Source organism: Hydrogenophaga sp. LT287, assembly GCF_055702805.1.
Map to the genome: position 1 here is coordinate 21521 of NZ_JBVPZC010000031.1, position 17764 is coordinate 39284.

The window sequence follows — 17764 nt, forward strand, 5'->3', positions numbered from 1 at the left end:
CTAACCGACTTTGCCCGGTTTTTTGACCACCGCGTAGCGCAGCAGCGTGTGCTCGCGTGCCTCGGCGTGGTCTACCACCGGTGCCGGGTAGTGCGTGCCCAGCACCACACCCGCACTGGCCATTTCGATTTCGTTGGCTTTCCAGGGCGCGTGAATGGCAGCGTCGGGCAGCGCAGCCAGCTGCGGCAGGTAGCGCCGGATAAATTTGCCGTGCGGGTCAAACTTTTCGCTCTGCGTGACCGGGTTGAAGATGCGGAAATAGGGCTGGGCGTCGCAACCACTGGAGCTGGCCCACTGCCAGCCGCCGTTGTTGGCGGCCAGGTCAAAGTCGATCAAGTGTTCGGCGAAATAGCGCTCGCCCCAGCGCCAGTCGATACCCAGGTCTTTCACCAGAAAACTGGCTACCACCATGCGCAGGCGGTTGTGCATATAGCCGGTCTGGTTGATCTGGGCCATAGCGGCGTCCACCAGCGGGTAACCGGTGCGCCCCTCGCACCAGGCGGCAAACAGCGCCTTGCCATGCTTGCCGTGTTCAAACTTGATGTGGTCGTATTCCGGCTTGAACGCCTTTTCCACCACATGTGGAAAGTTGGCCAGCACCTGGTGGTAAAAGTCGCGCCAGATCAATTCGGACAGCCAGGTGCTGGCGCCGGCCATGCCCTGCAAGTGCATCTGGTAAGCCACGGACGCAATCTGCCGCACGGAGATGGTGCCAAAGCGCAGGTGCACGCTGAGGTAGCTGGGGCCTTTGACGGCAGGGAAATTGCGGGCCTCGTCGTAGCGGTCGATGCGCTGCACGAAGTCTTCAAACAATTGGTGGGCGCCGCTTTCTCCGGTGGGCATGGGCAGCGTGCTCAGGTTGGTCTTCTCAAACCCGATGTCGCTCAGCTGCGGCACGGGCACAGCCCACTGCGCGGGCACGGCCGCCAGCGACTTGGCGTAGCGCGCCACCGGGTAAGGCTTCAGGTGGTAGGACGTGAGTTGCTTGAACCAGGCATTTTTGTACGGCGTGAACACACCAAAGGCGTGGCCGGCCTGGGTCAGCACCTCGCGGCGCTCAAAGATCACGTGGTCTTTGTGGCTGTGCAGCAAGATGCCCGCGTGGGCCAGCGTGCCAAAAATGTGGGCGTCGCGGGCCAGCGCGGCGGGCTCGGCGTCGTGGTTCGCAAAAACTGCCTGCACCTGCAACTGCTGGGCCAGCGCTGGAATGGCCGTCAGCGCCTGGTCGTTCAGCACGATCAGGCCCACGCCTTCGGCGCCGTTCGCTCGGCCCAGGGCGCGCAAATTGGCATCCAGTTCCACCAGCGACTCGCGGATGAATTCCACCCGGCGGTCGGCGCGGGGCAGCGGGTTCAGAATGTCGGTGTCGAACACGAACACGCACCACACTTGGCGGCACACCTTGAGCGCGTGGTAGAGCGCGGCGTTGTCTTGCGCACGCAGATCGCGGCGGAACCACATCAGCCCTTTGGTGTAGGTGTTCATGGGAGGCAGTCGAATGTCGGCACGGCCGTGCGCGGTGGGGTGGGCGGCTTAAAATGACCGCATGTCTGCTGATTTTGCCCCCATCAATCTGACCAATCACTTTCTGATTGCGATGCCCGGTCTCAGCGACGAGCTATTTGGCCGCAGCGTGGTGTTCATGTGTGAACACAGCGAACGTGGCGCGCTGGGTCTGGTGATCAACAAACCCAGCGACATTTTGTTGCCCCGGTTGTTTGAAAAAGTGGACCTGCCCATGGGCCGTGACGACCTGGCCTTGCAGCCGGTGTTTCAAGGTGGCCCGGTGCAAACCGAGCGCGGCTTTGTGCTGCACGAAGCCATTGAGGGCGGTGAGGGCGAGTCGGTTTACGCCTCCACGCTGTCCATCCCCGGCGGGCTGGAAATGACCACTTCCAAAGACGTGCTCGAAGCCATGGCGTCGGGCGCGGGGCCGCGCAAGGTTTTCGTGACGCTGGGCTATGCGTCCTGGGCGCAGGGGCAGCTGGAGTCGGAGATCACCGAAAACAGCTGGCTCACCGTGGAGGCCGACCCGAGCTTGATTTTTGACGCGCCGGTGGCCGAGCGCTATGAGCGGGCCATGGCCCTGCTTGGCTTGCAGCCCTGGATGCTGTCGCCCGACGCGGGCCACGCATGAGCCTGGCTGCCCCCATGCCAGCCTCGCCCCAGGTGCCCGCACGCTGCCAACGTTTTCTGGCTTTTGACTACGGTCTCAAGCGCACCGGGGTGGCCAGCGGCAACCGCTTGACCGCCACGGCAACCCCGCAAGCCACCATCAAAGCCGAGGGCGACGCACGCCTGGTGCAAATTGCTGCGCGCATCCGGGAATGGCAGCCCGATGCCCTGGTGGTCGGCGTGCCGTACCACCCCGACGGTGCCGCGCACGAAAACACCGCCCGAGCGCTGAAGTTTGCCCGGCAGTTGCGTGGCCGCTCGGGTCTGCCGGTGTTCGAGGTGGACGAGCGCTACAGCACCACCGAAGCCCATGCCCTGGGCGCCAAAGACGCCGACGCCGCGTCGGCCTGCATCATCCTGGAACAGTTTTTGAGGAGTTTGTCTTGACCCAATCGATCCAGCTGGACGCGGAAGCGCTCTACACCGAGCTCTTGCGTGGCGTGAAAAAGCTCATTGCGGCCACGCCGCAACCGCTGTATCTGGCGGGCATCACATCGGGTGGTGCCTGGCTGGCCATGCGCCTGCAAAAAGACCTGGGACTTGAGGGCGACGCCGGTGTGATTTCATCGAGCATGCACCGCGACGACTTTGCCAAGCGCGGCCTGGCGCTCAGTGCGCAGACCGTGCTGCCATTTGACGTGAACGGCGCCCATGTGTTGCTGGTGGACGATGTGCTCTACACCGGGCGCACGCTGCGCGCCGTGATCAACGAATTGTTTGACTACGGCCGGCCTGCCAGCGTGAAGCTGGCGGTGCTGGCGGACCGTGGCGGGCGCGAACTGCCCATTGAGGCCAATGTGTGCGCCGCCACGCTGAATTTGCCCGAAGACCAGTCACTCGAACTCGCGCGCGACGAGAGCGGGCGTCTGAGCTTCGTGCTGGAAAGAAAGGAGGCCTGACCGTGCCACGCAATCCCCAGCTCAACAAAAACGGCGAGCTCATTCACTTGCTGTCCACCGAAGGTTTGTCGCGCGACATCCTCACCAACATCCTGGATACCGCCGGCAACTTCGTGAGCGTGAGCAACCGCGAGGTGAAAAAGGTGCCGTTGCTGCGCGGCAAGAGCGTGTTCAACCTGTTTTTCGAAAACAGCACCCGCACCCGCACCACGTTTGAAATTGCCGCCACGCGCCTGAGCGCCGACGTGATCAACCTCGACATTGCGCGGTCGTCCGCCTCCAAGGGCGAGAGTCTGCTGGACACCATTGCCAACCTGAGCGCCATGGCGGCCGACATCTTTGTGGTGCGCCACAGCGAGTCGGGCGCGCCTTACCTGATTGCCCAGCACGTCGCTCCGCATGTGCACGTGGTCAACGCGGGCGACGGCCGCCACGCGCACCCTACGCAGGGCCTGCTGGACATGTACACCATCCGGCACTACAAAAAAGACTTCACCCAGCTGTCGGTGGCCATCGTGGGTGATGTGCTGCACTCGCGCGTGGCGCGCTCGGACATCCACGCGCTGACCACCCTGGGCTGTCCGGACGTGCGCGTGGTCGGCCCGCGCACCCTGGTGCCGAGCGACATGTCGCACATGGGCGTGCGCGTGTGCCACACACTGGAAGAAGGCATCAAAGACTGCGACGTGGTGATAACCCTGCGCTTGCAAAACGAGCGCATGAGCGGCGCGCTGCTGCCGTCCAGCCAAGAGTATTTCAAAAGCTTTGGCCTCACGCCTGAGCGCCTGCACTGGGCCAAGCCCGACGCCATCGTGATGCACCCAGGCCCGATCAACCGGGGCGTGGAAATTGATTCGGCCGTGGTGGATGGCCCGCAAAGTGTGATCTTGCCGCAGGTGACTTTTGGCATCGCCGTGCGCATGGCGGTGATGGGCATCGTTTCCAGTCACGATGCATGAGCAAGGCCTCCACACTCCGCCGCTGCGCGGGTCGTTGCCCCCCGAGGGGGTTGGCCTTGCTTGGGGCGGCCCTGCGCTGCGGCCGCACGCTTTCAGAGAGAGAGTTCAACCTATGAAAATCCTGATTCAGAACGGCCGCGTCATGGACCCGGCCACCGGACGCGACGAACCGGCCGATGTGGCGATTGCCGCTGGACGCATCATCGCCATGGGTCAGATCGCGCCCGACTTTCAGCCCAACCGCACCATCGATGCCCGCGGTTGCGTGGTGGCGCCTGGCCTGGTGGACTTGTCGGTGCGGCTGCGCGAGCCCGGCCAGGAACACGCCGGCATGCTGGAGAGCGAAATGGCGGCGGCCGTGGCCGGTGGCGTCACGTCGCTGGTGTGCCCGCCCGACACCGACCCCGTGCTCGACGAGCCGGGCCTGGTGGACATGCTCAAGTTTCGTGCTGAAAAACTGCACCTGGCGCGCGTGTTCCCGCTGGGCGCGCTCACACGCGGGCTCAAGGGCGAGGTGCTGACCGAAATGGCCGAGCTCACCGAGTCCGGCTGCATTGGTTTTGGCCAGGCCGAGGTGCCCATCGTCAACGTGCAGGTGCTGCAGCGTGCGCTGCAATACGCGGCCACCTTTGGCTACACCGTGTGGCTGCGCCCGCAAGACTTCTGGCTCGGCAAGGGCGTGGCCGCCAGCGGTCCGCTGGCCACGCGGCTGGGTTTGTCGGGCATTCCGGCAGCCGCCGAAACCATTGCGCTGCACACCTTGTTTGAGCTCATGCGCGCGGTGCAGGGCAAGCCCGCGGGCAGCCCGGGTGCGAGGGTGCACCTGTGCCGCATCAGCAGCGCGGCCGGCTTGGCCCTGGTGCGCCAGGCCAAGGCCGAAGGCCTGCCCGTGACCTGCGATGTGAGCGTGCACAACCTGCACCTGATCGACGTGGACATTGGCTTTTACGACAGCCGCCTGCGCCTGCAGCCACCGGTGCGCCAGCAACGCGACCGCGACGCGCTGCGTGCGGGGCTGGCCGACGGCACCATCGACGCCCTGGTGTCCGACCACAACCCGGTGGACAGCGATGCCAAGACACTCCCGTTTGCCGAAGCCGAACCCGGAGCCACCGGCGTGGAACTGCTGTTGGGCCTGGCCTGCAAATGGGCGCAGCAAGACGGCCACAGCCTCATGCAAGCGCTGACTGTGCTCACCCGTGGCCCGCAGGCGGTGCTGGGGGCCAGCCTGGGTACGTTGCAGGCCAGCGTGGGCCGCCTGGCGGTGGGCGGTGTGGCCGACCTCTGCGTGTTCGACCCCAGCCAAGGCTGGACGGTGCAGCGCGGCGCGCTGCGCAGCCAGGGCAAGCACACGCCTTTTGAAGGCCACGAATTGCCGGTCTCCGTGCGTGCCACGCTGGTGGGTGGGCAATTTGCCCACCAGGCTGCGGGCACCGATCAGGCTTTTGCTGCGTGAGCCGCCTGCGCGCCACCGGGCGCGCACTGCGTGCCGTGGGCCACGTGGTGCGCGGGCTGTGGATCATCCGCAGCGAGTTTGCCCAACTCACGCCCGCCCAGACCCAGTTGCACGTACGCGAATGGTCGCGCCAGATGCTGTGCATCATGGGCGTGGAGCTGTTGGTGCGCGATACACCGCCCGGCACAGGCCCGGCGCTGCTGGTGGCCAACCATGTGTCGTGGCTCGACATTTTGGTGATGAACGCCGCACACCCGGCCCGCTTTGTCTCCAAGGCCGACGTGAAGCACTGGCCCGTGTTGGGCTCGCTGATCACCGGCGCCGGCACGCTCTATATTGAGCGCGAAAGCCGGCGCGACGCCATGCGCGTGGTGCACCACATGGCCGAGCGGCTGCAGGCACAGGACACGCTGGCGGTGTTCCCCGAGGGCACCACAGGTGACGGCCGCACGCTGCTGCCTTTTCATGCCAACCTGTTTCAGGCGGCCATTGCAGCCCAGGCACCGGTGGTGCCGGTGGCCTTGCGGTTTGTGGATGGCGCGAGCGGACAGCGCAGCGACGCCCCGGTGTTCATTGGTGACACCACGCTGATCGCGTCCATCTGGACCACACTGCGCGCCAGCAGCCTGCAGGCCGTGGTGGCCTATGGCGAGCCACAGACCCACGATGGCCGTGACCGCCGGGCCTGGGCGCAAGACCTGCGCACCGAGGTGGAGCGCCTGCTTGAGGCGCCCCCAAGCGCCCGCTGAAGCGCCAGGTTTCAGGCTTTCATGCGCTGCAGCATCAGTTCGGTGTTGGCCTTGCGGTCAGCGCCCACCTGTTGCACCGTGGCGCGCTCGCCCAGGCGCTTCAAATAGTCTCGCACCGGCAGATCGGCCAGAAAGTCGCGCCCGTAGATGATTTTGGTGGCGCTGCTCACCAGCGGCAGGTGCACCAGCGCGGCGCAGTCGGCCAGGGTGAAAGTGTCGCCCGCAATGAAGGGTGAAAACTGGGTCAGCTTGGCAAAGGCCGCCACGTTTTTTTCCAGTTGCTGGCCCGTCTTTTCCTTGGCGCTGTCGCTCACCTTGCCGCCAAAAAACGCTTCGGGGTACAGGTTGCGCGCCACCAGCTCCAGGTGCAGTTCGAGGTAGCGCAGCAGCTCGCGCACTTTGGCGGCTGCAAAGGGGTCGGCGGGCAGCAGCGGGTGCTGCGGGTATTTGGCCTCAATGTATTCCAGCATCACCGTGGATTCGCACAGCGTGCCTTCGTCGGTTTTCAGGTAGGGCACCTTGCCCAGCGGGCTGGCGGCGGTGTCGGTCTGGCCGACCCAGGCCAGCTCTTCTTCAAACGGCACGCCTTTTTCGAGCAGGGCGAGTTTGACCTTGTTGTAGTAGTTGCTGGCCGCGAATCCGCAGAGGGTGAGCATGGGGGAGTCTCCGTTGGTTTGGGGGTGGCTGCATGGTAGCGACGAGGGGTCTGTGGGTACGTCGCGCAGGCAACAGAGGCGCCCCGTGTGCACCTGCTCGTGGCGGCTGATAGACTTGTGGAATGTCTTTCATGCGTGTTTACCGCCGTTTCACCGTTGGGCTGGCAATGCTGGCCATGGTGCTCGGCGTGCTCACGCCCACGGTGGCGCAAGCGGTGGTGAGCGCGTCTGGCCAGGCCCAGTGGGTTGAGGTGTGCAGCACGAGCGGCATGGTGTGGGTCAAGGCCGACGGCGGTGCCGAACTGGGCGCGCCAAGCGAGGCACCCTCGAACCCCATGGGAGACATGTCGGAGTCTTGCCCGTGGGGCACCCTGCATGGCGGTGCTGCTGGCGCACCCGACAGAGTATTGGCCTTTGTTGGCCCCTTCCTGAGCGCCGAGCCCCCGCCGTCCTTCCTGTTCTCCGCCACGATCTCGGGTGTGTGGGCCGTTGCCCACGCCCGCGCACCCCCCGCTGCTTCCTGAAATCACCCGGTTCGCAGACCCTGTAGCAAGGGGTTGCGCGTGTTCATGGATTTTCAGGAGGCCCCATGCCTCATGGTTTGTTTTCGGTGGTGGTTGCGCCTGCACGGCGTGCCATTGCCTTGGGTTTCACGGCGGCAGTGTGTCTGGGTCTCAGCGGCCTGCTGACGGCTTGCGGGCCCACGTCAGGTGCTTCACAAGCACCGGCTTTCAAAGGCATTGACGTCACGGGCGCGGCCTACGGCCGACAACTGGCGCTGACCGACATGACCGGGCAGCCCCGCACACTGGCCGACTACCGCGGGAAGGTGCTCATGCTGTATTTCGGGTTTGTGCAATGCCCCGACGTGTGCCCCACTGCGCTGGCCCGGGCCTCAGAGGTGATGCAGCAGCTGGGGCCCGATGCGGCACAGGTGCAGTTGTTGTTTGTCACGGTGGACCCCGAGCGCGACACGCCCGCCTTGTTGCGCGAGTACATGGCGGCATTCGATCCGGCCTTCGTGGCGCTCACCGGTGACGCGGCCGCCATCCAGGCCGCAGCCAGCGAGTTTCGTGTGTATTTCAAAAAAATACCCACGGGCAGCAGCTACACCATGGACCACACCGCATTGACCTACCTGCTGGACCGCAACGGCCAGATTCGGGTGGCGCTGCGCCATGAACAAACCGCAGCCGACTACGCCGCCGACATACAAAAGCTGCTGGCCGAAAAACTGGTTTAGCCAGCTTTTTTCTACAGCCTGATTGCGCTTTGCGTTTTTATTTCCCCACCTTGTTACCCACTTTTTAACTGGAGTTCCCATGAAAAAACTGCTCGTCACCGCCTTGCTCACCCTCACCGCTAGCGCTTGGGCGCAAACCACCGTGAAGGTGGAAGACGCGTGGGTGCGTGGTACCGTGTCCACACAAAAAGCATCGGGTGCCTTCATGCGCCTCACCCCAACGGCCAACGCACGGCTCGTATCGGCCAGCTCGCCGGTGGCGGGGGTGGTGGAAATTCACGAAATGGCGATGGAGAACGACATCATGCGCATGCGCCAAGTCCCCGGTCTGGACCTGGCCGCTGGCCGCACCCTGGAGCTCAAACCCGGTGGCTACCACGTGATGCTGATGGACCTCAAGCAACAACTCAAGGGTGGCGAGAGCGTGCCTATCACCCTGGTATTTGAAGACGACGCCAAAAAACGCTTTACGCAAGAAATCAAAGCACCGGTGACCGCACTGGGTGGTGGCAATGCACCGATGCCCATGAAGGCGGGCGAGCACAAGCACCACTGAATATGTCGCCCATTTTCTTGTCCCTATTTATGCGGAGGAAACCATGCACCACACACTGAACACCCTGCGCCGGGGTGCCATCGTGCTGGCCTTGTTGGCCGCCACCGGTCTCTCACTGGCCAAAAGTGTGCCGGGCGATGCGGCCATTCCTGTGGTGGAGCTGATGCCGCTCACCATGCGCTACGAGGTCGACCTTAGGTTGAGCGCCGAGCAGATCCAGGCGTTGGCCGATTACCGCCAGCAGGCTATGCCGGGCCGCCTCGGCGTGCAAAAAAAGATCGTGGCGTTGCGCGGTGAGTTGCGCATGGCCATGCTGGGCAACAAGCCCGCTGCCGAGCGCGAGGCGCTGATGCAGCAGATTGCCGAGGCTGAAGTGGAGCATTTCAAGGGCCGCGATCGCTGTGTGGAAGCTCTGCGCAAGATCCTCAGCGCCGAGCAGTTTGCGCAACTGAGCAAGCTGTACCTGGACGGTCTGCGCTGATCGTTTGTCGGTTGTTTTGATCTGCTGATGCACGCATGTCCTCACCCTTGATGCGCACCCTGACGCGCGGCCTGCTGGTCGCGATGCTGCTCGCTGTGCTCGCGCCTGGCATTTCGCGAGCACGGGCCAGCACGCGGGTGGTCGGTGACTGGGTCGAGGTCTGCACCGCCGAAGGCCTGCAGTGGGTGCAACTGGGGGCGCAGGCGCTGCCCACCGAGCCAGACCACGCGGGCGATCTGCGCCACGCGCTGGACTTTTGCGGCCATTGCGCTTTGGCGGCGGAGCGCTTTGCACCGCTGCTGCGCCGCTTGCCGGCTTTGCCTGCGGAGGGTGGTTTTTGGGCACCGCCCGCTTTCCTCACGATCACTCCGTCTGTGCTGAACGCGCCCAGCCCGGGCGCTCGTGGTCCGCCGCTGCTGAGCTGAACCTTCGCTGCGGACCCGCTGGGGTTCGCTGGTTCGTTGGCCTGGCGCACACGCCGGGCCGATCTCAGGAGCATTTCATGACATCCGCGTTTTCTTCTGTCGAATTGGTTTGTGCCAGCCAGCAACCGGTTTTTTTGGCGGGCGAGTCGGGCTCGGTGTGGCGCGTGGTCCAGGGCATTGTGCGTCTGGATCGCCACAGTGGCCCTGTCTGCCAGCCGGTCCAGCTGGCGTTGCCCGGTGATCTGATTGGTATGGAGGCCCTGTGCGGCCAGCCTTACCAGCTCAGCGTCAGTGCGTTCACCCCCTGTCGGCTGGAGGCCGTGCCGACTGCCGCTCACACGCCGCCGCAGCCCTTGCTGCAACAGGCCTTGCTGCAGCACATGCACCGCAGCCAGGACATGGCGCAGCTGCGCACCGGTAGCGTGTTGCAGCGCCTCACCCATCTGCTGGCGCTCATGGGGCTGGATGTGCCGCCCTTTGGTCGCCCGCAGGGGAACGGTGCAGATGCCGTTCGCCAGGCGCTGCCTGCACTGCGCGAGGTTGCTCTGCTGGTCGATGCCAAGACCGAAACCGTCTGCCGGGCCCTGGCGCAACTGCTGCCGCCGCGCAGCCGAAAAGGCGGGCCGGTGCGCGCTGTGCGCGACTGGTCGGCCGCCGCACCAGGCCGTCTCGCCAGCGCTTGGGCCAGCACTGCCGTGCCGCTTGGGGCTGCGGCGTGAGGTGAAGCGCGCTGTGGTCGGGCCTTGGGCTGGCTTCAGCCCGTCAGTGCCCCGCCGGCGCAGGCGGGTGGCGTGCCACACCTGGGGCCGGCGCCGACGTGGCCGTTGCGCCGCGCGCAAACGTGACCACGTGGTCCACCTCGGCGCGGATGCCGATCCATTCGCCTACCGCGTGGTTGTGGTGGGAAGGCACGTGGGTCATCAGCGTTTCGCCGCTGTTCAGGCGCAGCGTGTAGAGAAACTCGGAGCCGCGAAACGCCTTGCGGATGATCTGCGCCTTCACTGGCGCATGGTCGTCGTGCACGATGTCATCGGCTCGCAACAGCACGTCGCACAGGCCCGCCTCGTAGGCGCTGGGCAGGGGGCATTCGTCCACATCTTTCAGGGCACCCAGCGGGGTTTGCACCGACACCTCGTTGCCCACCAGTCGAATCTGTGCCGGCGCAAACACGCCGTGGCCAATGAATTCGGCCACGAAGCGGGTGGCGGGGCGGTGGTAGAGCGCATAGGCGTCGTCCCACTGGTGCAGGTGGCCTTCATGCATCACGCCGATCACGTCGCCAATGGCAAACGCTTCCAGCTGATCGTGGGTGACGAACAGCGCCGTGGCTCCGGCGGCTTTCAAAATGGCGCGCACTTCGTGGGCCAGGCGCTCGCGCAGGTCCACGTCCAAGTTGGAAAACGGTTCGTCCAGCAACAGCAGGCGCGGGTTGGGAGCCAGTGCGCGGGCCAGGGCCACGCGCTGCTGTTGCCCGCCCGACAGCTCGTGCGGAAAGCGGCTTTGCATGCCGTCCAGCCCCACCAGCTTGAGCACTTCGGCCACCCGGTGGTCGCGCTCGGCGCGGGGCAGGCGGTGGATGCCAAAGGCCACGTTGCGGCCCACATCGAGGTGGGGGAACAGCGCGTAATCTTGAAATACCATGCCAATGCGGCGTTCTTCGGCCGGCATGTGGTGCAGGCCGTCGCTCACGGTTTCGCCTTGCAGGGTGATGCTGCCGCTGCTGGCGCGCTCCAGCCCGGCCACGGCGCGCAGCAGGGTGGTTTTGCCGCAACCCGACGGGCCAATGAGCACGCCGATGTCGCCTGCGCGCAAGCCCAACGACACACCGTCCACCGCCGCTTGCGGCTGGCCAGGGTATTGCACGCTGAGGTGGGAGACGTTCAGGAACATGGGTCTTATTGTAGATAACTACAATTCTCATTTGTGTTGATGTGGGTCAACCGCCTCCCAGCGCCTTGTTGGTTGGCGGCGTGCCCTCACCAGCGGTCACTTTTTAACTTCGTTCTGCCCATGCTGCGCTGGTTGGCTCTGGCTTCTTTGATGCTGTTTGCACTGGTGCTCACGCTGCCGGTGCTGTCGCTGGGCGGGTCGTGGCTGCAGTTTGACGCCGCCGCCCGCGACGTGCTGAGCCAGATGGTGCAAACGGTGCTGCCGGAGTACGCGCTCACCACCCTGCTGCTGTGCGTGAGCGTGGCGGTGGGTGTGGCGGTGGTGGGCATGGGCACGGCCAGCGCAGTCACTTTGTTTGATTTCCCTGGCCGGCGCATTTTTGAATGGGCGCTGCTGCTGCCGCTGGCCATGCCAGCCTATGTGGTGGCCTATGCCTACACCGACTTTTTGCAGTTCAGCGGGCCGCTGCAGGTGGGCCTGCGCGATGCGTTTGGTTGGCGCGGGCGCGTGTTCCCCGAAATTCGCAACACACCCGGCGCGGTCTGGGTGTTTACCTTTTCGCTGTACCCCTATGTTTATCTGCTGGCGCGCACCGCCCTGACCGAGCGCGCCGCGCAGCTGATGGAGGCCGCGCGCCTGCTGGGCGCCCCGCTGTCGCGCCGTATTCGCGAGGTGGCCCTGCCGCTGGCGCGTCCTGCCGTGGCGGCGGGCGTGGCGCTGGCGCTTATGGAAACCCTGGCCGACTTCGGCGTGGCCAGCTACTTTGGCATTCAGACCTTCACGGCCGGCATTTACAAGGCCTGGCTGGCCATGGACAACCGGTCTGCGGCCGCTCAGTTGGCCACCATGCTGCTGGCCACCGTGGCGCTGTTGTTGTGGCTGGAGCACCGGGCCCAGAAGCGCATGCGTTTTTCCACCTTGCGCGGCCAGCGCGCGGGCAGCACCGAAGCCCAGCCGGTGCGCTTGCGCGGCGGGCGCGCCGCCATGGCGGTGCTGGTGTGTGTGTTGCCCATCTTGTTTGGCTTTGTGTTGCCGGTGCTCTTCATGCTGCGCCCGCTCATTGGCGGCTGGGACGATCTGCCCTGGACCGCCTTTGTGCAGTGGTCGCGCAACAGTGTGTGGCTGGCCGGGCTCAGCGCAGCGCTGGCCACCGCGCTGGCGCTGGCGCTGGCGTTTGCGGTGCGCGCCCGCCCGAGCGCAGCCACCCGTGGCGTGGTGCAGCTGGCCAGCCTGGGCTACGCGGTGCCGGGCGCGGTGATCGTGGTGGGCATTTTGCTGCCGGTGGGCTGGGTGCAAATGGTGCGGCCCGAGTCCAGCGTGGGGTACTGGATCACGGCCACGGCGCTGGGCATTGTGTGGGCGTATCTGGTGCGCTTCACAGCGGTGGCCTTGCAGTCGGTGCAAAGCGGGTATGCCCGCATACCGGCCAGCCTGGACGATTCGGCCCGCATGCTCGGCACCACCGGCCTGGGCCTGGCCGCGCGGGTGCACTGGCCGCTGCTGAAGCGATCCACCGCCGCCGCTGCGTTGCTGGTGTTTGTGGACGTGATGAAAGAACTGCCGGCCACGCTGGTGCTGCGCCCGTTCAACAGCGACACGCTGGCCGTGGTGACTTACCAGCTGGCGCGCGACGAGCGCCTGGGCGAAGCCGCGCTGCCCGCGCTCACCCTGGTGCTGGTGGGTCTGGTGCCTGTGATGCTGCTGAGCCGCACCCTGCGCCAGCGCTGATGCCCGTGGCCGGGCGCCGGTGACCGGCCCCCAGCGCGGTCTGCACACCGCCCAAGCCGCAAATAAGCGCCGTGTTTCCGTGTTTCTTTTGTTAATGCTTTTGCGCAGCGTGCCGATACGCTTAAGACCGAATGCAATACAAAAGGAAGCGCGCCATGGGTAAAAAGGGACTGCGGTTGGTCAATTGGACGTTGTGGCGGCCTGCTGCCAACATCATGCGGGGCCTGCGCTTTCCGGGCAAGATGGCGCTGATTTCAACGGCCTTTTTGTTGCCTATGGTGTGGCTGCTGGCGGGCTTTTTGGCCGGCGAGCGCAAAGATCTGGCCTTCGTGGCGAACGAGCGCCAGGGCGTGCTGTATGCCCAGCAGGTTTATGGCTTGATGCAGGCTTCTGACGACTGGCGCTACGCCGCCCGCAGCCAGGCGCTGGGAGATTCGGCGCAGGCGGTGGAGCCTGTGCGCCAGCGTTTCGAAGCCCAGCTGACCCAGGTTCGCCAGCTGCACACGCAGATGGGGAGGCCCTGGGGTTTGGAGGCCGAATGGGCGCAGATTGATGAGGCGCTGGCTGGCGTTCGAAACACGCCTCAAGCCACGCCCACAGAGGTCTACACCGCCATGACGGCGCTTTCCCGCCAGCTCAGCCAGTTGCTGGCCAGCGTCACCGACCGCTCCGGCCTGGCTTTGGACCCCGAGCTGGCTTCTTACTACCTGATGAGCGCCACCCTGATGCGCGCCCCCGAGGTGATTCGCCGCACCGGTGAGCTGCGCGGCCTGGCCGCCAGCGCGTTGCGTGCCGGTGCGCTGGAGCCGGTGCAAGCGGCCCGCATGGGCGAGCTGCGTGCGCTCATGGCGCACGAACTGGGCAACGCCAAAACAGAGCTGGCCAAGGTGCAGGCGGCCGAGCCGGCGCTGGCCAAAAACCTGATGCGGGACGCCGTGGCTGCCACCGACGCTTATGTGCAAACGCTGGCGCAGCTGTTTGCGCCGGGCGCGTTGCAGGTGCAGGGCGATGCGCCCGCCTTTGTGGCCCAGGCCAACCGGACCCTGGACACCCAATACCAGCAGGTGCAGAACAACCTGTCGGTGCTGGACCAGCTCCTGCAGCAGCGCGAGCAGAGCCTGCTCAACCAGCTCTGGATCACGCTGTCGGTGGCGGTGGTGGGCTTGTCGCTGGCGGTGTTTTTGGCCATGGGTTTTTACCGCTCCATGTTTGGTGGCTTCAAGGTGCTGCGCCGCCACCTCATGGCCATCAGCATGGGGGACTTGCGCGCCCAGATCGACAGCAAAGGCCGGGACGAGGTGAGCGACCTGCTGCGCGAGGTGGGCTTCATGCAGGTCTCGCTGCGCGAAACGGTGCAGCAGGTGCAGGGCGCCAGTGCCGAGGTGTTGGACGCGAGCCAGGAGATTGCCAACGGCACGCGGGACCTGTCCACGCGCACCGAAGCGGCGGCTGCCGCGCTGGAGCAGTCTTCTGCCGCGCTGGAAGAAACCACCTCGTCGGTGGAGCACACGGCCGACTCTGCGCGCCGGGCTTCGGTGATCGCGGTGGACAACGCCCAGGTGGCCGAGCGCGGTGGCGCGGTGATGCAGGAGGTGGTGCAGACCATGGAGCGCATCCAGTCGTCGTCGCGCAAGATCAACGACATCATCGGCGTGATTGACGGGATTGCCTTTCAGACCAACATCCTGGCGCTGAACGCAGCGGTCGAGTCGGCGCGGGCGGGTGAGCAGGGGCGCGGGTTTGCGGTGGTGGCTGCCGAGGTGCGCAACCTGGCCGGGCGCAGTGCTGAGGCGGCCAAGGAAATCAAGCGGCTGATCGCGTCGAGCGTGACCGATGTGGACAGCGGCATGCACGTGGTGCGCACCGCTGGCGACACCATGGGCGAAATCGTCCAGCATGCCGACCAGGTGCGCCAGCTGCTCGACGAGGTGGCCAGCGGCACCCGCGAACAAAGCATGGGCATTGGCCAGATTGGCCAGGCGGTGCAGGAGCTGGACCGCAACACCCAGGCCAACGCCACCCTGGTGGAAGAAACCGCCACCGCAGCCGCCGCGCAACGCACCGCAGCCGTGCGCATGGCCGCGCAGGTGGACGAGTTTCGCCTGCCGGGCGCAGGAGGGCCCAAGGTGCTGGTGGAAGGCATTGACGTGGACAGCATCATTGACGCCCACCGCCAGTGGAAAGTGAAGCTGCGTGACGCCATTGAAAATCGCGACCAGGTCGACACCGCCACCTTGGCGCGGGACGACTGTTGTGCACTGGGCAAATGGATTTATGCGGACGGCCAGCGCTTGAGCGCGCGGCCGAGTTTCACCACCCTGATTTCGCAGCACAAACGGTTTCACCAGGTCGCCGCGGAAGTGGGTGAGCTGATCAACCGGCGCCAGTTCCGTCAGGCCGAAGAAGCTTTGGCACCTGGCACACCGTTTTCAGCCGCTACCGGCGACGTGGTGCTGGTGCTCGCGTCGGCCAAGCGCCTGGGGTTTTAAGGGCGCGCGCGGGCGCGCCGCTCAGCGAATGTCTTCAATGGAAAAACGCTTGTCGGTCACCACCGGCGTGATCAGCCCGTAGCCCTGGTTTTGCCAGTGCACCAGCTCGGTCATGGCCGAAGGCGTCACTTCCACAAAGTCCTGCATGTCGGCCAGTGAGTAGCCAAAATCTTGCAGCGCCAGGCCGCACACCTTGAACTTCACACCCTGGTCGGCGTAGTAGCGCATGCGTTGCACCACAGATTCGTACTTGTCCTCGTTCTGCTTCGCCACGGTCACCAGCTCGGTGCCGTGCAGCACCACGATCACACTCATGTCGTCGTTGAACAGGCTGTAGGGCGCCTCGGTCAGCGGGTTCATGAACGAGCGCAGCCAGTACAAGGCCGCGCCCATCTTGGCCGGGTTGTCCAGGTAAATGTCGAACAAAGCCTTGGGGTTTTTGTAAGGCGTTTGCACAAACCTGGCTTGCGCCTGCGCGCTGGGCGCTAGCAGTGCCATGCCGGCCAGCGCAGCGAGGCAGCAGGCTAGGAGCCTGCGCGGCAGAAGCGCCATGAGGTCCGAATGCTTGGTAAATTGTGGGCATGGCCGCAAGTTACCTCCCCTACGAACCGCAACAGCAGCGACTGCTGCCTGACGCACTGCAAGACTGGCTGCCCGAAGGGCATCTGGCGTACTTCATCAGCGACAGCGTCGACAGCCTGGACCTGAGGGCGTTTCACGCCCGTTACGACAAGGGCGGCCCACGCAACCAACCGTTTCACCCGGCCATGATGATCAAGGTCTTGATCTATGGCTACGCCACGGGCACCTTCAGCTCGCGCAAGCTGGCGGCCAAACTGCATGAAGACGTGGCGCTGCGGGTGCTGGCCGCAGAGAACTACCCGGCGCACCGCACGCTCTCGGACTTTCGGGCACTGCACCTGCAAGAGCTCTCGGCCTTGTTCGTTCAGGTCGTTCGCCTGGCGCGCGAGTGCGGCCTGGTCAAACTGGGCACCGTGGCGGTGGACGGCACCAAGCTCAAGGCCAATGCGAGCCGTCACAAGGCCATGAGCTACGAGCGCATGCTCAAGGCCGAGGCCGAACTCAAAGCGCAGATTGACGGGCTGCTCAACAGAGCTAAGGCGGCCGACGACCTGGAAAAGAACGAACCCGACATCGACATCCCCAGCGAGATCAAACGCAGAGCCGATCGGCTGGCCGCGATCACGGCGGCCAAGCTGCGGCTGGAACAACGCCAGCGAGAAGCCGATGCAGCCCGCGGGCGCAGCCAGAACGATCAGCGCAAACCCCGGGACAAGGACGGCAAACCCAAGGGCGGGCGCTACAAGCGCGACTTCGGCGTGCCCAAAGACAGCGCCCAGGAGAGCTTCACCGACACGGACAGCCGGATCATGAAGCGTGCCGGTGGGGGCTATGACTACAGCTACAACGCGCACACGGCGGTGGACGAGAGCGCGCAGATCGTGGTGGCGGCCGAGCTGAGCAACAACGCCACCGACAGCGACCGCCTGCCCGTGTTGCTGGCGGCGGTGAAAGCCAACCTGTGCGAAGACGCCAGGCAGGTGCTGGCTGATGCGGGGTTCCGCTCGGAGTCGGTGTTCGAGCAGATCAAGGACAGTCCGAGCGAGTTGATCGTGGCGCTGGGGCGCGAGGGCAAGCAGGCGCTGGAGATTGACGCCCGGAAGTACCCGCGCAGCGCGGCGATGGATGCCAAGTTGAAGACACCCGAGGGCAAGGCGGCCTACCGCAAGAGGAAGTGGATCGTGGAGGCGCCCAACGGCTGGATCAAGAGCGTGCTGGGGTTCAGACAGTTCAGCCTGCGCGGACTGGACAAGGTCAAGGCCGAGTTCAAGCTCGTGTGTCTGGCGCTGAACTTGAGACGGATGTGCAGTTTGCGCGGCATTTGAGGGAAAACGGGGCATCTCGGGGCGCGAAACGGGGCGTTCAGACCTGACCAAGGCCGCCGTAAGGACCACGCCAAACAACGGAAGCGATCAAATCGCCCGAGGCACCGCGCAGCGGTCCTCAAATCAGTACGCGAAACGTTCTGCCGCGCAG

General features: G+C 65.1%; 19 protein-coding genes. 15 read left to right on the forward strand and 4 right to left on the reverse strand.

Annotated elements, in window-relative coordinates; genetic code table 11:
• On the reverse strand, positions 1 to 1485 hold the full coding sequence (locus tag AC0GNR_RS16865) for a cryptochrome/photolyase family protein (protein WP_472902058.1): 1485 nt from the start codon (positions 1483 to 1485) through the stop codon (positions 1 to 3).
• 61 nt (positions 1486 to 1546) lie between these two features.
• Here AC0GNR_RS16865 and AC0GNR_RS16870 point away from each other — a divergent pair, with 61 nt between their 5' ends.
• The 6 genes from AC0GNR_RS16870 to AC0GNR_RS16895 all read left to right on the forward strand — a co-directional run bounded on the left by AC0GNR_RS16870 (position 1547) and on the right by AC0GNR_RS16895 (position 6238).
• Entirely contained in the window at positions 1547 to 2137 is a 591-nt protein-coding gene (locus AC0GNR_RS16870) for a YqgE/AlgH family protein (protein ID WP_472902059.1), read from the forward strand.
• Entirely contained in the window at positions 2134 to 2562 is a 429-nt protein-coding gene (gene ruvX, locus AC0GNR_RS16875; RefSeq protein ID WP_472902060.1) for a Holliday junction resolvase RuvX, read from the forward strand. The genes AC0GNR_RS16870 and ruvX overlap by 4 nt, the downstream gene beginning before the upstream one ends.
• The gene (gene pyrR, locus AC0GNR_RS16880) at positions 2559 to 3074 is read left to right on the forward strand and encodes a bifunctional pyr operon transcriptional regulator/uracil phosphoribosyltransferase PyrR (RefSeq protein ID WP_472902061.1); all 516 of its coding nucleotides are present in this window, start codon (positions 2559 to 2561) and stop codon (positions 3072 to 3074) included. The genes ruvX and pyrR overlap by 4 nt, the downstream gene beginning before the upstream one ends.
• Positions 3071 to 4033, forward strand: coding sequence for an aspartate carbamoyltransferase catalytic subunit (locus AC0GNR_RS16885; RefSeq protein ID WP_472902076.1), 963 nt, complete (start codon positions 3071 to 3073; stop codon positions 4031 to 4033). The genes pyrR and AC0GNR_RS16885 overlap by 4 nt, the downstream gene beginning before the upstream one ends.
• 112 nt (positions 4034 to 4145) lie before the next feature.
• A complete protein-coding gene (locus AC0GNR_RS16890) occupies positions 4146 to 5489 on the forward strand; it encodes a dihydroorotase (protein WP_472902062.1) in 1344 nt (447 codons plus the stop codon).
• Positions 5486 to 6238 carry a lysophospholipid acyltransferase family protein gene (locus AC0GNR_RS16895; protein ID WP_472902063.1) on the forward strand — a complete coding sequence of 251 codons (753 nt, stop codon included), beginning with the start codon at positions 5486 to 5488 and terminating at the stop codon, positions 6236 to 6238. The genes AC0GNR_RS16890 and AC0GNR_RS16895 overlap by 4 nt, the downstream gene beginning before the upstream one ends.
• A gap of 11 nt (positions 6239 to 6249) precedes the next feature.
• Here the strand turns inward: AC0GNR_RS16895 and AC0GNR_RS16900 are convergent, their stop codons facing one another.
• Complete coding sequence (locus AC0GNR_RS16900) at positions 6250 to 6894, reverse strand: glutathione S-transferase (protein WP_472902064.1); 645 nt, start codon at positions 6892 to 6894, stop codon at positions 6250 to 6252.
• Positions 6895 to 7025: 131 nt separating this feature from the next.
• On the opposite strand from AC0GNR_RS16900, the gene AC0GNR_RS16905 reads away from it, so the two are divergent.
• The 6 genes from AC0GNR_RS16905 (at position 7026) to AC0GNR_RS16930 (ending at position 10318) form a co-directional block, all read left to right on the forward strand.
• Entirely contained in the window at positions 7026 to 7418 is a 393-nt protein-coding gene (locus tag AC0GNR_RS16905) for a DUF2946 family protein (protein WP_472902065.1), read from the forward strand.
• A 65-nt stretch (positions 7419 to 7483) separates the two neighbouring features.
• On the forward strand, positions 7484 to 8137 hold the full coding sequence (locus tag AC0GNR_RS16910; protein ID WP_472902066.1) for an SCO family protein: 654 nt from the start codon (positions 7484 to 7486) through the stop codon (positions 8135 to 8137).
• A 79-nt stretch (positions 8138 to 8216) separates the two neighbouring features.
• Positions 8217 to 8693: a copper chaperone PCu(A)C gene (locus AC0GNR_RS16915; RefSeq protein WP_472902067.1), complete on the forward strand. Its 477-nt coding sequence runs from the start codon at positions 8217 to 8219 to the stop codon at positions 8691 to 8693.
• A gap of 43 nt (positions 8694 to 8736) precedes the next feature.
• The gene (locus tag AC0GNR_RS16920) at positions 8737 to 9174 is read left to right on the forward strand and encodes a hypothetical protein (RefSeq protein ID WP_472902068.1); all 438 of its coding nucleotides are present in this window, start codon (positions 8737 to 8739) and stop codon (positions 9172 to 9174) included.
• Between the two features lie 35 nt (positions 9175 to 9209).
• Positions 9210 to 9599: a DUF2946 family protein gene (locus AC0GNR_RS16925; protein WP_472902069.1), complete on the forward strand. Its 390-nt coding sequence runs from the start codon at positions 9210 to 9212 to the stop codon at positions 9597 to 9599.
• 77 nt (positions 9600 to 9676) lie between these two features.
• Positions 9677 to 10318, forward strand: a complete 642-nt coding sequence (locus AC0GNR_RS16930) for a cyclic nucleotide-binding domain-containing protein (RefSeq protein ID WP_472902070.1) — start codon at positions 9677 to 9679, stop codon at positions 10316 to 10318.
• 43 nt (positions 10319 to 10361) lie between these two features.
• Here AC0GNR_RS16930 and AC0GNR_RS16935 read toward each other — a convergent pair whose 3' ends face one another.
• On the reverse strand, positions 10362 to 11489 hold the full coding sequence (locus tag AC0GNR_RS16935; protein WP_472902071.1) for an ABC transporter ATP-binding protein: 1128 nt from the start codon (positions 11487 to 11489) through the stop codon (positions 10362 to 10364).
• 120 nt (positions 11490 to 11609) lie between these two features.
• Between AC0GNR_RS16935 and AC0GNR_RS16940 the strand changes: the two genes are divergently transcribed.
• Positions 11610 to 13217 carry an ABC transporter permease gene (locus tag AC0GNR_RS16940; protein ID WP_472902072.1) on the forward strand — a complete coding sequence of 536 codons (1608 nt, stop codon included), beginning with the start codon at positions 11610 to 11612 and terminating at the stop codon, positions 13215 to 13217.
• 155 nt (positions 13218 to 13372) lie between these two features.
• Entirely contained in the window at positions 13373 to 15706 is a 2334-nt protein-coding gene (locus AC0GNR_RS16945) for a methyl-accepting chemotaxis protein (RefSeq protein ID WP_472902073.1), read from the forward strand.
• A 21-nt stretch (positions 15707 to 15727) separates the two neighbouring features.
• On the opposite strand, the gene AC0GNR_RS16950 is transcribed toward AC0GNR_RS16945, so the two are convergent.
• Positions 15728 to 16204, reverse strand: a complete 477-nt coding sequence (locus AC0GNR_RS16950; protein WP_472902074.1) for a DsrE family protein — start codon at positions 16202 to 16204, stop codon at positions 15728 to 15730.
• 83 nt (positions 16205 to 16287) lie between these two features.
• On the opposite strand from AC0GNR_RS16950, the gene AC0GNR_RS16955 reads away from it, so the two are divergent.
• A complete protein-coding gene (locus AC0GNR_RS16955; RefSeq protein WP_472899619.1) occupies positions 16288 to 17613 on the forward strand; it encodes an IS1182 family transposase in 1326 nt (441 codons plus the stop codon).
• Positions 17614 to 17764: the final 151 nt, after the last annotated feature.